Source organism: Panacibacter microcysteis, from assembly GCF_015831355.1.
Lineage (GTDB): Bacteria > Bacteroidota > Bacteroidia > Chitinophagales > Chitinophagaceae > Panacibacter > Panacibacter microcysteis.
The window spans coordinates 1,122,324-1,137,101 of record NZ_JADWYR010000001.1; the positions used below are offsets into that span (position 1 = coordinate 1,122,324).

The window sequence follows — 14,778 nt, forward strand, 5'->3', positions numbered from 1 at the left end:
TTTTATGAGTTATCAGCACTAAATATATTTTTCAATTTAGGAGCTATAATACTTTTTTGATAAGTTAGAAGATAGCTCCTCCGGCTGTTCAATGCCATTGCATGCCATTTATCCTTATCCAGTAAAATAGTTATTTTATCAGCGATTGCCCGGGGATTTTGTTTATCTATAAGGAAGCCATTTTCTTCTTGATTAATCATATCTGGTATACTCGCGTGCCATGTTGAAATTACCGGGGTAGCAGCGTTGAATGCCTCGATAATTGAAAGCGGCTGCGCTTCAACAGGATAGTATGTGGGCAAAACAAAAACATCCGCATCTAGAAAATACGCTTTGATAATATTTCGATCATTAATGGCATCGTAGACTTTTATCTCTTTCGTTAAGTTCAGTGATTTAATTTGCTGCAAAAAAATATTTTTGTTTTCTACCGAGGGCCACCCTCCAATAAAGTGAACTGAAAAATTATCGACACCTTTATTCCTGAGAATTTCGGCAGCCAGCAAAACATCAGCATAACCCTTTTCAGGAATCATATTACTGATGAAAAATATTTTAAAGTGGCTTTCTGATTTTTTGATTTCAAGTTTTGTCTGAATTTCAGCATCGCTACAAATTACATCATCCGAAATCATGTTAGTTAAAAAAAATATCTTTTCTTCCGGTAAATCAAAGTGCCTAAGAGAAGGACTTAAAAATATTATCTTATCTGTTACATTACATAAATAAGCGAAAAGCTTTTTCTTTAAACCGCTTTTGAAATTGTCTCCATAATTTCCACAATGTATGTGTGCGATAATTTTAGATGAAGCATTGTATTTAATGATTCTAGCATACGCTACGTCTCTTAAAAGAGAGAATAAATATGGGGCATATACAACATATACGATATCGTATTTATTGCGCCGCAATTTTTTTTTGAGTTCAAAAATTTTTTTTATTAAGACAATAACTATACTAAGGCTAAAATTTCCCGATTTTCTTTTAAAACGGTTTTTATCAGCGATATTAATAACATCGATCTGATGCTCCTCGTTCAAAACATGATACAAGAGTTTTGTAGCTATTGTTTGTCCTGTATTGGGGGGCGGAAAACTACAAAAAAAAAGTATACTCAATTTTTTCATTATTGTTCTCCTCGATTTTTTGAAAGCTTACCGGGTAGTATTACTGCACGCGGTGCCACTACAAGAGAAAACGGAGGCACATCTTGTGAAACAATCAATGAGTTGGCCCCAATTTTAGATCCATCGCCTATTTTACATTTACCTAGGATTTTTACACCAGTGCCTATGAAAACATCATCTCCTATTTCAATATCTCCAAATTGATAATGTTCTCCATCAATAATACCAATTGTCACGTCATGATAGATCGTAACATTTTTTCCAATCTTCGCAAAATGTGTAATAACCACATTGTCAAAAGCGTGGGGAATTTTTAAACCCGCACCGATCACGACTTTTTCCGTCGGAATATTTGATCTTATCAAAAATCCAATTATAAAACTATAGGCTTTATAAAACTTTAGTAATATAGAATTCCTCTTGTCATTATAATAATACGACTTATACCTGTAAGCTTTAATTGCCAATTTTCTTTTCCAGCCTTCTGCATTAAGCAGAAGTTCTTGCCTGATTGTTTTGTTAAGATCAAAAGCTGAATCCATAATTATATATACAGTCTTATTTGATATTTTTCAAGCGTTTCTGCAACATATTCGAGATCATTTTCTGAAAACAAATCTTTCCATTGACCAGTTTTCCCTGAGCGGGCAAATTTAAAACCATCGCCTACTTTGGAAGGGTCAGCCAATCCTTTTTCTGCTTCTAATTTTTTAATACTTTCAAAACGGGATTGCATGACGGATTTTAAGAATATATCCTCTGCGCACGATATCCCTAAATATTCATTCAGTTTGAGAAATATATCTACATCTTTTTCTTTGAGCTCTTCGTATTTTATAATTATTCCGTCTTGTTCTTTCCATGACAAATAGTGCCTGCACCATGCATTGATTCCGAGTTTGGGGTCTCTGATAAAATTACTAAGCGTATTTCCTTTGAATTTAGAAGACACTTTTGTTTTTTCAAAGTTGAAATATGAGATCATAACATCTTTGGGGTCTCTTAATACCAGGATGTTTTTATGGTTTCCCATAACAACATTGTATTTTAGATGAGTCTTAATTATCCTTGGAAAATTTTCATGAGGCCAGGGCTTTCTCAGATCACTTAGCCCCAACTCAGGCATTGTCTGATCTAATATCTTAAAGCTAATTACATCGTTCGTAAAATGAGATGACGGCAAATTATTTAGAAGGTTGCAGAGATAAAATCTAACCCAAGTATTCCCTGATTTAGGGAATGATACAATATATACATCTGAAGGTTTTACGGAAATCAGGTTAGTTGTGTATCGTTTAATTTTACCTAACTTATTGATCATACTATTTTTTATTCCAGACTGAAAGAATATTTTTTTGCAGAGGTTGATTCTCAGCAGGCAAAGATTTTATAAGTTCAAATGTTCCATTAACAGAAGTCTCAAACAGCGGGATTAATATTTCAATTGCATCCAGTTCTTCTTTGGATCTGATTTTTTCCTTTCCTAGACCGGATAAGAATTGATTTAGCTTATTTGAAATAGCAGCAATAATTTTTGATTTAGGAGCCATGCGTTCAAACCTCATTATTAGCTTGGACTGACTGTTTTGTTTTGGTCTTTCATTTAATGAATCGGGTATAAACTCTTCGGAAATTCCAATGAAACGAAATATTTGCCTGAGAACTTCTATTGGGTGTTCCTTAATGTCCTCATAAAGAAAAACTAAAAGTTGCGACGGAGAAAAGATTTGTAAATATCTGGACAACTGCACATCATAAAAACCGCGCAAAATTATGTCTATCCCAGGCTCGCTTAATTGTCCTTCCAGATAGGAAGTGCGTAATTGCTCAAATGTCTGCTTTATAGAATGGTTAGCGGGCAGAAGGCCTTTACGAAGATACCAGTAGTAAGCCGATATTGCTCTTTCCGCCGGATTTCTTAGTGACGCTATCATTTTTACATTGGGTAAAAATTCTTTTACAACGGCAGGTGATTTAGGATCCCACATGTATTCTACGGAAACATCTCCCCTTAATTGCCCTTGTTGTGCTTCATTAACTAATGAAAAATACCAGTCAGCGCCTCTTTCCAGATAGATTTTCCCTCCCAAATATTCCACCTCTTTTTTATCTGCAGGCAAACAAATTTGAGGATGTTCTTTCAAACATTCATACAACCATGTTGTTGCACATTTTTGAGCTCCGATTACTAGAAAATCCAATTTGTTACTCAAAGTTTTAATTATTTTTTTTATGTATGTTGATCAACACTTATCTATTGTGTTCTGATTTTTAGCTAACTTCATTCCCGGCTATTCTCCTTGATTTTCTTTTTTGTAACCAATCCAAGATAAATCCAGAAACAATTCCTATGAGAAGGTAACGAAAACAGTTGCGTATTGGGTAGCCTTGCATTTTAAAGAAAAACAAGAAGGCAGGTGAAACAAGCAACATCCCAATCAAGCTATAACGCGCAACAATTTTATTACAGTATCGTATTGCAAAATATAAAAACATGATTGCAAACAGAAAAAAGCCATATCCAAGAAAGTAGCTTTCCCCGATAAACCCTACCGGTGCGTACGAACTTAATTTCAGTTTGTTTCTATCCTCCAAAGCATCATTATATCCATCTATACTTGAGATTAAAGGTGAAAAAACAAGTATTTTATATTTAGTATCGAATGTAATCTCCTTGTCACCGTATTTTTTTAATGACAAGCTAAGATTCCATCCACTGGAAAACGCCGTGGCTAAAAGTTTTGGTGACAATATGGCAATACTCTTTACTCCATTTTCAATATTTGATGGGATAGCTGCTACGCCTTGTGAAAAATAATTTCCACGGTTTCGGCCAAATAAAACACCAAAATAAAGGAGCATTGTGATAATAACTGTACATGTTACCGCTATTAAAGATCTGATACTTTTGGGTTTAAATAAAAATGGTAATGCCGATGCCGTTATAAGTGGTGCCCATCTTGAATTACCCGCGACTTTTAACGTTAGATAATAAAGGAAAAACGGAACCAGCAAAATAGCCATTAAATGCCTCCCGCTTTTAAACATTAGTATTATAACGATCAATATAAGAATTGCAATTATTCCAGAAGCGAAATGAATAATACTTGCCAGGGCAGGAAGATGTAATCGGTCCGGGTTGCCTAGTAGAAGGTAACTATCGTTTTTCCATAAAATAGCAACATCTAATTGACTAAAATGATACAACGTCAGTGCAAACAATGCGAGAAAAACAACATAAAATAACCTTATAGTCTTATCGTTTAAAGGAAAATATTTCCTATTCAGTACATCTGTAAATTTTTGGGTAAAATTTGATTTGTTTGAGACAACCTGATAGTTTTTCTTTTCATTTAACCGGAACATTGTAAAAAAGCAAGTAATCATGTAAATGTAGTGAATCAAATATACCCTGTAATCGTAACTAAATTTTTTAAACGTGCCGATCCGAAAATACTTGGTGATTTCAGGATGTAAGGTAAAATAATAGTAAACGCACTGACTTACTAAAAGAATAGAGGAAAAAATAAGGCCAGGCATAAATAGATAAACGTCAAATTTTTTTCGGGCATACCGTATAGTGACAAACCATATAATGAATGAGATTATAAGCATACACCAAAAAGCGGATAAGATATTTAGTTAACAAACATTCCGATAACCGTTTCAAAAAGAGATAATATCCCGAACCTATTTCTACGACTTGACTATTAGAGATCTAAGCTTATTATACTGACGATTTTTTCTCAATTTTTGTTTCACATTTCTGGAAAACAGGAAGTGATATATCACGTGTAACAATACAATGATTTTCCCGATAATTCTATAAAGAAAACTTCCAAGTCTATGCAAAAAATTGTTCTGATTATAATAAGCTACGTCATAATCCATAAGTCTTAATTCTTTATGGCAAATTGATTCAAATCTCCACACCTCGCTATTACTCATTTGTAATGTCCATCTCCCAATATCTGCCTTGGGATCAGGCATCCTGTTTAATTTCTTATGCACGCCGCTCTTTATCTCGGTTTCGGTTATGTTTTTCGCATAGTCCTGATTAAATTGTAACATTTTATCTTCAAAAGCTACATCTAAAAACTCCGTAATTTCTGACAAAACTTCCTCTACATTCGTCACAAGACGCTCATATTTTACCATCAGGGTTCTATTACCCAACTTATTTAAAAATTCGATGTTTCGTATGCATCTCTTCCAATATATGGCGCGCTGATATATAGACCACCCTTCCCAACCCCTGTCTTTTAATGAAATCGCGACGTCTCGCCCATCCCTAACAAGAGCTATGAATTTACTTTCAGGAAAAAGACTATTCAGTTGGGGTATAATGTCAATGTATTCAGGTGTCTTCTCTCCCCAGGTTGTCTTTCCGGAATCTCTGATTTTGCGCAGAAACAATCCTTCAATGACTGCGGCCAAAATGCGCGGCTCATCTAAGCTATTAATGACCGAATCTACTTCTTCCGCGTCCATCTTCCATGTATCGAATCTTGGATGGTTAATTATAATTGATTTGATTTCTTCCAATTGTGAAAAAGACAACGAGCGATCCAGATATGGAAACGTTTTTACTAATGGCAGTATAAAATGAGACTCAGGCGGTATTATAAGCTGAGTGTGTTTGTTAAGCATTAATCTTAATAGAGTAGTTCCTCCCCGCTTCGATCCGATGATGAAAAACCCGCTTTTTTTCATTTAATTAGATTGTTGTTGAGGTTCGTTTTCCGCCCTTGTCTTATGCGATTATTCTCAAGAATATCTTTTATAAAATATTTATCTTCTTTAACCAAATGGCTAATCTCTGAAACCGATTCTCTCATGCCGATTGTTCTTGCAGGATTACCGCCAACAACTTCTCCCGCACCAACGTTTTTTGTTACAACAGCCCCCATAGCAATCACCGCACCATCTCCAATCGTTACTCCAGGTCTAATCAATGCGCCCCAACCAATCCAACACCCGTTTCCAATCACAACCGGCAGCTTTTTATCTTCTATTCCATATGGTAAAGTTGATGCGTTTCTGTACTCGTGAGAACTGGACAGTATAACAACTTTCGGCGCCAAAATAGTCCCGCGACCTATTTCAATTTTTCCTTCCCCATCAATATGACAATCCATTCCAATTCTGCAGTATTTACTTATCTTAATGTTTCGGTGAAAGTTAAATGTAGCAGTTGTATGTATATATAATGGCTTCTCCAGGTTAAGAAGTTTAAGCTTCTGTTTTTTTCTTTGGTAAACCACATACAGTTTATTCATTAATGTGTGCAACATTTGCTTCTTTTTTAATCTTTCTTAAAACTATAAAAAGTTGAAAAAGTACTGAGCAGGAGTGAGCAATCAATAAAGACATTGCCGCGCCGATTGATCCATATTCTTCTATGAAAATTTCTGCTAAGCCTAAAGACAATAATCCAAAAACTGTTGTACTGATAAAGAAAAATTTTTGTAATCTTAAACCGATTAAAAATTGATTGATTATGATAGCTACACCGAATAACAATATCCAAACATATAAAACATTTAAGACGGGTAAGGCACCTAAAAAGTCTTTATTGACGATTTCAATAAAGTATGGCATAATAAAATAAGCAGGTAAAACTATACAGGAACTTAGTAAAATATTGAGGCTACAGAATTGCAATAGCTTTTTTCTTGCTTGCTTAGCATGTGTTTGTATATTATGAGTGATCACTGCTATGGTTGGTGTTATTAGTCTGAGAATTTGTTGTTGCAATAGTCTGATAACCATAATCACCTGGAATGCAAAACCGTATAATGCCAATTCCTTAACGCCGAATTTTCCATCTATCATTAACTGGTTAACCTGTGTCATAAGCAGGTTACCCATAGCGCCCAACCAAACCCATACATTATCCCTGGCAATTGTTTTAATCTCAGTATAAACTGGTTTCAAAGTTAATTTGGCTGTAGAGGCAACATACTTCCATTCTAAGAAAATTGTAATGGCTCTCGCTAGAAATTGCGCTAATGCTATACTTATAATGGCTTGCTCATTTTTGTAAAAAAAAACAATTAATAATGTTGCGGCTACAAAAATGAGTCTATCAATCAAAAGTATAGAAGAATGATAATTTGCTTTTCCTTTATAATCAAACCACGGCATTGGGCTCATACCACGCATAAATCCTAAAGCGGAGCAGATAAGCACCACTATGGCAGTTTTGGAAGAAAACCCTGCAAATCCAAACGCCCATACAGAAATCATACCTACAATGACAATACCAAGCATAAACCATAACCACCCGGCTGATGAAATGGTAATTTCAGGCTGATCTCTTTGCACAAGATCTCTCACCAACGTTTTATCCGTACCAAATTGCATAATAATAAAAAGTGTATTTGCATAAACCATCCCGTATGCAAAGTATCCATATTCTTCCCTCCCAAGTTCTTTCGCTAAAAGAACTGATACAATTAGCGAAATCGCAGATTGTAAATAGTTTAAAAGACTAAACGATAAAATATATTTTACGCTCAGATATTTTTTAAACGTTGATGCCGATCTTTCCTGCATAAATTTAAATAATACAATTTCGTAACCTCCCTATTGTTATTCCTTACACTATAAACCAGTAAACATTTTAGCACATTTTACACTAAAGATTCCATCGCCTCTTGCACAACGAGGGCTGATTGGGGCCATGTATTCTGCGTTTTTGCATATAATCTGCCATCAGCAGCCATCTTACATCGGAAGTTGATATCTGTATATAATTTTATTACCGCATCTGCAAACTGCTTTGCACCTGATGCAGATAAAATTTCCTTGCCAGAGATTAATCCTGGAAACGTTGCTATAGCCTGCGGTGTAGAAACTACAGGTACGCCTGCGGTTATAGCATCCAGTATTCTATTTATTAACCCGGTTCCGTGAAATGTTGGCACAACTGCTAATCTTACGGTGTTATACAGCTCATGGATGTCATCAGCATAACCGTTTATTAATATGGACGAATCCGTATCTATATAGTCTATTTTCGTTTTTGGCGGTGTTCCCACCAAGGAGAGCTTTGCCTCCGGTAACTTCTTTTTTATAACAGGCCAAACTTTCGTAATAAACCATTCGGATTCTTTAAGTCTGTGACCATGCAAATGCGTCATAAACAATATTACGTTACTGTTAACCCCGTTATAACTGCAAGCAAATAGCTCCTCCTTTATACCGTTTGGAGCTGCGACAATCAATGGCTTGAGCCTGTTCCTCACGACTTTTCTCACTTTTTCGGCTTCATTTAGCGTCTGTACATGCACAATATCTGCTAATGCAAGAAAATTTCTTTCCTCCCTTTCCAGCGGAAAACTTCTCAACCATTCTGTTACATACCTCAACTTAAATATCCGGCTGTACATTAATTCATTTATTGAGTCACGGAACTGGAAGGTCTTACAGTCGTTTAAGCCTATTGCCACTTTTTTGAAAAAACGCAAATTATTGTTGTTGCAAAAACTTATAAAACTATAATAATGTGCAGGACTTACCCAAATAAAATCGTAATGCTCAGATCCGATAACATTCCCCAATGAAGATTTATCATATTTGTATAACGAAATGGAATGCTTAAAAGTAAGTGCCGATGAAATCAACTTTTTCTTGCTGTTGATCTTTTTTACCGGGACTGAACCTTTATAAATGATGGATTTAGGAAGTGCCGTATGATCCTTTATTTCTATACCTGCTTCAGCAAGCACTAACAGGTGGGTTATATGGGTTTTACTTATACATTCAAACAATCCCGCTATAGGTAACTGTTTTCCGTTCAACGCGGGAAAGGGCAATGCATCTGTAACAATCAAAACTTTCATCAGGAATAATTTTATCGAAGCTTTTAGACAACATTTTTACCCAGCGCTACCCGATCAAATGTTCAAACTGTGTTTTGTTTTTTTGCCTGAAAACTTCGAGATCTGCGGTCACCATTTCTTTTACCAGTTGATCCAGTGTACACTCCGGTACCCATCCAAGTTTTTCTTTAGATTTTGTGGGGTCGCCTATTAATAATTCAACCTCTGTAGGCCTGAAGTAAGCAGGATCAACCGCCACTACACAGGTACCAATCTCAAGTTTAAAGTCAGCATTGGTACTTGCCGCTACATATCCCTTTTCCTCAACACCGCTGCCTTTAAATTCAAGTGTAACGCCCACTTCACCAAAAGCCATCTTAACAAACTCTCTTACAGGAGTAGTAATACCGGTCGCTATCACAAAATCCTCCGCCTGCTCCTGCTGCAATATCAGCCACATCGCTTTCACGTAATCGCGTGCATGTCCCCAGTCTCTGCGCGCATCCAGGTTTCCGAGAAACAGCGTTTTCTGCAAGCCAAGCGCAATCGCAGCTACAGCCCTGGTTATTTTCCTGGTTACAAATGTTTCTCCGCGTAAGGGACTCTCGTGGTTAAACAGTATACCATTGCAGGCAAACATATTATACGCCTCGCGATAGTTCACCGTTATCCAGTATGCATACAACTTCGCAACTGCGTAAGGGCTGCGCGGGTAAAAAGGCGTAGTTTCCTTTTGCGGTACTTCCTGTACAAGGCCATACAGTTCCGAAGTACTTGCCTGGTAAATACGCGTTTTCTTTTCAAGGCCGAGTATACGTACAGCTTCAAGTATACGCAGCGTACCTATTGCATCTGCATTCGCAGTGTATTCCGGTGTATCAAAACTTACCTTCACATGGCTCATGGCAGCAAGATTGTAAATTTCATCCGGCTGCACCTCCTGTATAATACGAATAAGGTTTGTACTGTCAGTCATATCACCATAATGCAAACGAAAGCGCACATCCTTCTCATGCGGGTCCTGGTACAGGTGATCTATACGATCTGTATTTATCAAAGATGCACGGCGTTTAATGCCGTGTACCATATAACCTTTTTCAAGCAAAAGCTCAGAAAGATAAGCGCCGTCTTGTCCGTTCACACCAGTAATTAATGCAGTCTTCATTGAATAATTGTAATTTAAAAGTGGTTTGATGTTTTTTATTTATGAGCCAGGCTTTTGTAAAGCTATTCACCTTTCGTTGCGTCGCACTCTTGTACAGCATAGCTATGGGCAGCAACGATGCACTTTCGTTTAAACCGCTGCTGTTACATGTTTCGCAAGAAAATCGCCGTATGCAAGTTTAATGCCTTCTTCCAATGTTGTATGGTGTTTCCAGCCCAACCCGTTTAATTTGGAAACATCCATCAGTTTGCGTGGTGTACCATCCGGCTTGGATGCATCAAAAACAATTTCACCAGTATACCCTACTACTTTTTTTACCAACTCTGCAAGATCTTTAATTGTAAGGTCTTCTCCTGTTCCAATATTAACGAGTTGCTTTTCGCTGTAATGCTGCATCAGGTATATACACGCTTCAGCCAGGTCGTCTGCATATAAAAATTCACGCATAGGTTTACCGGAGCCCCACACTGTAACAGCAGGAGCGCTGTTCTCCCTGGCCTCATGAAACTTCCTGATCAATGCAGGCAGAACATGCGAATTTTGCGGGTGATAATTATCTCCTACACCATACAAATTTGTTGGCATGGCACTGATGAAGTTACAGCCGTACTGGTCCCTGTATGCCTCACATAATTTGATGCCTGCAATTTTTGCTATAGCGTATGGTTCATTGGTATACTCCAGCGTGCCGGTTAGCAGGTAATCTTCCTTCAGCGGCTGTGGTGCAAGTTTTGGATAGATGCACGAACTGCCGAGAAACATCAGTTTTTTTACGCCGTTTGTATATGCTGCATGAATGATGTTTGTTTCAATCATCAGGTTATCGTACAAAAACTCTGCACGATAGGTATTGTTGGCCATTATACCACCCACTTTTGCGGCGGCAAGAAAAACGTATGCCGGCTTTTCTGCTTCAAAGAAAAGCTGCACCGCTGCCTGGCTGCGTAAATCGAGTTCGCCTGATGTTCTGGTAACAATATTTGTGTATCCTTCTTTTTCAAGATTGCGCTTAATGGCGCCACCAACCATTCCCCTGTGTCCTGCTATGTAAATTTTATCGCCTTTTTGCATAATGTATAAACATTTATAACTAAATACTTTTAGTTTTCAAGGGCTGGCAATATAATCGTTAGGGGCAGATAATGATGTAAACGTATGTTAAGTTAATACGTGCTGTTCCGGAACGTGGTTGTGTCTTTGCTCATTCATATTCTTCAGTACAAGAGTGCGACGCAACGGATGCTTAATGTATGTTCAACTGCCGGGCTCAAAAAAAAATCTATTACTGCAAAAGTGAGCCTAGCTTTTTAAACCAAACCATTTTTTCTTAGGTTTGTCTGTTTCGGCATAACCATAGCCATAACCGTAGCCATATCCGTAACCATATCTATAAGATGAACCTTTTTTTACATCATTTACTATAAGATAAAGGTTAGACAAACGGTCATTTTCAAGTAGCTCATTGATGATTTCGAGGTTATATTTTAATGTATAAGACTGCCTGACTACGTAAAGATTGATATGGCTATGTTTTGATAAGATTTGTGCGTCTGTAACTGCACCGATCGGGGGGGTATCCATAATAATTATGTCGAACTCTTTATCAAGTTCCTCCATTAGTTGATCCATTTTGGATGACATGAGTAATTCTGCGGGGTTTGGCGGTATAGGCCCTGAACCCATCAAAAAAAGGTTTTTATTTTGGGGAATTGGTTTGATAAACTCCTGGTGATGCTTATTTGAAATAATATAGTTGGAAAATCCTGTAACATTTGGAATGTTTAGCATTGCCGATAATTTTGGTTTCCGAAGGTCCAGTTCCATTAACAATACCTTTTTGCCGCTATATGCATATAACATTCCAATATTTGATGCTATAAAAGATTTTCCTTCTCCAGTCATGGATGACGTTATAAGAATATGAGCTGATTTTCTTGAACCAACCAGGAAATCCATATTAGTTCTGAAAATTCTGAATTGCTCAGCAATAACTGACCGTCCTTCTGAATCCAGTGAGAGCATTCCCTGTTTTTCGCTGTGCCCAATTTCTGCAAGAATGGGAACGATGGTCGATTGGGTAATATCATCTTTTGACAAAACCCGTACATTGAATAACTTTTTGAAAATAACATACCCGGTTGGAATAACCAGAGAGAAGATAAGACTAATAGCCAAAATAACAGTCTTGTTGGGAAAGTAGGGTTGAAAATCTGCCCGGGGTCTGGATATAACTGTAGCACTGGACATATTAGATGCTCTGCTGATGGCAGTTTCTTCTTTTTTCTGTAAGAGATACAAGTATAAAGCCTGCTTAACATCTCTTTCTCTTGAAAGATTTACGTATTGCTTTTCCTGAACAGGAACATCATACACTTTCCCTCCTAAAATGTCATTTTCTTTTACTACTCTATCCCGTGAGATTTCAATCGACTTTTGCTGATTCTGAAGATTTTTAATTATATCGCTTCTTAAAGTGGTTATTTGATTATTTAAATTCTGTGCAATAGGATTTCCTTCTTTAACAGATAGAGCTATACGACTTTTTTGCAAAAGTAGACTGTTATACTGCTGCACAAGACTTAGGAAAGTTGGTTCATTGGTAAGTAATGAAGGTACCGGTCTTTCGAAATTTTCTTCTTTGATCACATAATTAAGCATGGTTTTAACCACACTTAACTGCACTTCTAACTCATTTAGCCTTGCGTAATACGTGCTGCTGTTATCTATAAGCGCTTTGGATTGTTCAGTTATATCAGCAAGTTTATTTGCTTGTTTAAAATGCTGAATATCTGTTTCAATTGCACCTAACTCTTTTGAAACAATGCCTATTCTGCTGTTAACGAAAGCGATGGTACTGTCTGATATCTGATTCTTCTCCGTAAGGTTGCGGTTTATATACGATTCTATTAGATTTTGTAATATGTCTTCGCCTTTTTTTGGCACATTTGTGTTATAGGATAGACTTATTACAGTAGTCTCCTGATCTTTTATATCAATGTTAAGATTACTTTGTATACCGCCAATTACAGCATCAACCGAGTTCAATGAGAGAAGGTATGTGTTGCTTTGGATAGGTAAACCAGACGGTAAAAGTGTTAGTCTGCCTTTAGATATGTTAATAGCTGCTCCAAACTTTGCTTCGTAGGTTGTATCACCAATTGATACCTGAAACTTGTTTTCCGCCTTTAAATTATCTTTAAATACTACTTGAATTGTGGCTGGGACAATTGTATCTGATAAGGGTTCAAATCTGGCTGTAAAAGGCAGCCTTTGATAAACTTCTACATCTCTTATGTCACCTTTATTATAGCATACAATATTCAGTTGCATTTCTTTGACAACCTTTTCAAGCAGATCTTTCGTTTGGAGGATGGCTAGTTGATTATATACATTGTTTTGTACATTAAATAGGCCCCCAAAGTCTCCCAGCAAATCAGAAGAAGGTAGAGATGATGCACCAGAACCCTGTTCATCTTGTATTAAAACCTGGGCATTTACCTTATATAACGGGGTAGAATACCTAATATACATAAAACCCAAAAGTAAACATACGAGTATGCACAATACGTACAGCTTCCAATAAGTAGCAAATTGACCGACGATTTTCTTTAAGTCTACATCATCGTCTTTTCTCAACAAACTCTCCTTTTGAGCTGTATTGTTATTTTTGTTCATTTTTGCTTAAGCAGTGTTTATGATAACATAATATCTATCTAAAACGAGATAAGATAACAATAAGGAGAGACATTGCAGAAACAGCAATAGTTATATTTCTATTTCTTACTGCATCTACGCTTGCAATTTTGTATTTATTTGGCTCTACATAAACAATATCATTTGGCTGAAGATAAAAATATGGAGAGGTAACAATCTCTTTTGAATTTAAATTCAACCTGATCATTTTTTTATCCCCCAAAGTGTCTCTTAATAACAAAATGTTCTCTTTTTTTCCGAAAATGGTAACATCTCCTGCCATACCCAATGCATCAAAAACATTCACTTTCTCGTTCGGCGATATATAAGATGCCGGCCTGTTTACCTCACCCAAAACAGTTATTTTAAAATTTGCGAAACGCACATTGATCAATGGATTATTAAATTGCTTCTCTGCTTCTTTCCTTATTTTTTCCTTGGCTTCTGAAGTAGTTAAGCCTGCGAGTTTTACTTTTCCGATAAATGGCAATTCTACTATCCCGTCTTTGTCAACCAAATAACCGTTGACCAATTGCTGTGTAGGTGTGCCTGCAGCAGTTGCACTACCGGACACAGGTAAACTGGTGTTACTTCCATTAATACTATTACTAGAGTTTAATAAGCCTGAAATATCATTATCAATTGTTTGGATCGTGATGGTAAGAATATCATCAACTTGTATCACAGGCGTTGCGAATGGTATTGTTTTAGCAATCTGAGGCTTTGCGGTATCTGAAAAGTCCTGAAAATAAGCAGCGTTTTTATATGTTATACAGGACTGAAATAAAAACATTGAAAGAATGCAGAAACCAGTAACAGAAAAAGCGATTTTTCTTGATTGCATTTTTGATTGAATAAATAAAAAATTAGATGACGGAGCACTCATACTTTGTCCGGCATTCACATTCAACTGATTATAACCGTATGAGTGTGCAATACCCGATTTTATCAAGTATGAGGTACTGCG

At 36.7% G+C, this 14,778-nt stretch carries 13 protein-coding genes; all 13 read right to left on the reverse strand.

The features are described from left to right. Window positions 1-2 precede the first annotated feature (2 nt). Window positions 3-1,127: a glycosyltransferase family 4 protein gene (locus tag I5907_RS04485; RefSeq protein ID WP_196989527.1), complete on the reverse strand. Its 1,125-nt coding sequence runs from the start codon at window positions 1,125-1,127 to the stop codon at window positions 3-5. Continuing rightward, window positions 1,127-1,669, reverse strand: coding sequence for a serine O-acetyltransferase (locus tag I5907_RS04490; RefSeq protein WP_196989528.1), 543 nt, complete (start codon window positions 1,667-1,669; stop codon window positions 1,127-1,129). The genes I5907_RS04485 and I5907_RS04490 overlap by 1 nt, the downstream gene beginning before the upstream one ends. Before the next feature lie 2 nt (window positions 1,670-1,671). Then, window positions 1,672-2,448: a sulfotransferase domain-containing protein gene (locus tag I5907_RS04495; protein ID WP_196989529.1), complete on the reverse strand. Its 777-nt coding sequence runs from the start codon at window positions 2,446-2,448 to the stop codon at window positions 1,672-1,674. A 1-nt stretch (window position 2,449) separates the two neighbouring features. Continuing rightward, the gene (locus tag I5907_RS04500) at window positions 2,450-3,340 is read right to left on the reverse strand and encodes a sulfotransferase domain-containing protein (RefSeq protein WP_196989530.1); all 891 of its coding nucleotides are present in this window, start codon (window positions 3,338-3,340) and stop codon (window positions 2,450-2,452) included. Between the two features lie 58 nt (window positions 3,341-3,398). Beyond that, window positions 3,399-4,514, reverse strand: coding sequence for a hypothetical protein (locus I5907_RS04505; RefSeq protein ID WP_196989531.1), 1,116 nt, complete (start codon window positions 4,512-4,514; stop codon window positions 3,399-3,401). 309 nt (window positions 4,515-4,823) lie between these two features. Beyond that, window positions 4,824-5,840 (reverse strand): sulfotransferase family protein, encoded by a 1,017-nt coding sequence (locus I5907_RS04510; RefSeq protein ID WP_196989532.1) that lies wholly within the window; start codon window positions 5,838-5,840, stop codon window positions 4,824-4,826. Then, entirely contained in the window at window positions 5,837-6,421 is a 585-nt protein-coding gene (locus I5907_RS21750; protein ID WP_196989533.1) for an acyltransferase, read from the reverse strand. Before I5907_RS21750 ends, I5907_RS04510 begins: the two co-directional genes overlap by 4 nt. Continuing rightward, entirely contained in the window at window positions 6,399-7,685 is a 1,287-nt protein-coding gene (locus I5907_RS04520; RefSeq protein ID WP_196989534.1) for an oligosaccharide flippase family protein, read from the reverse strand. The genes I5907_RS21750 and I5907_RS04520 overlap by 23 nt, the downstream gene beginning before the upstream one ends. Window positions 7,686-7,762: 77 nt before the next feature. After that, the gene (locus I5907_RS04525) at window positions 7,763-8,974 is read right to left on the reverse strand and encodes a glycosyltransferase family 4 protein (protein WP_196989535.1); all 1,212 of its coding nucleotides are present in this window, start codon (window positions 8,972-8,974) and stop codon (window positions 7,763-7,765) included. Window positions 8,975-9,020: 46 nt separating this feature from the next. Beyond that, window positions 9,021-10,118 (reverse strand): GDP-mannose 4,6-dehydratase, encoded by a 1,098-nt coding sequence (gene gmd / locus I5907_RS04530; RefSeq protein ID WP_196989536.1) that lies wholly within the window; start codon window positions 10,116-10,118, stop codon window positions 9,021-9,023. Between the two features lie 129 nt (window positions 10,119-10,247). Beyond that, window positions 10,248-11,189, reverse strand: coding sequence for a GDP-L-fucose synthase (gene fcl, locus I5907_RS04535; protein ID WP_196989537.1), 942 nt, complete (start codon window positions 11,187-11,189; stop codon window positions 10,248-10,250). 228 nt (window positions 11,190-11,417) lie between these two features. Further along, the gene (locus I5907_RS04540; protein ID WP_196989538.1) at window positions 11,418-13,793 is read right to left on the reverse strand and encodes a GumC family protein; all 2,376 of its coding nucleotides are present in this window, start codon (window positions 13,791-13,793) and stop codon (window positions 11,418-11,420) included. A 34-nt stretch (window positions 13,794-13,827) separates the two neighbouring features. After that, window positions 13,828-14,715 carry a polysaccharide biosynthesis/export family protein gene (locus I5907_RS04545; protein ID WP_196989539.1) on the reverse strand — a complete coding sequence of 296 codons (888 nt, stop codon included), beginning with the start codon at window positions 14,713-14,715 and terminating at the stop codon, window positions 13,828-13,830. Window positions 14,716-14,778 lie beyond the last annotated feature (63 nt).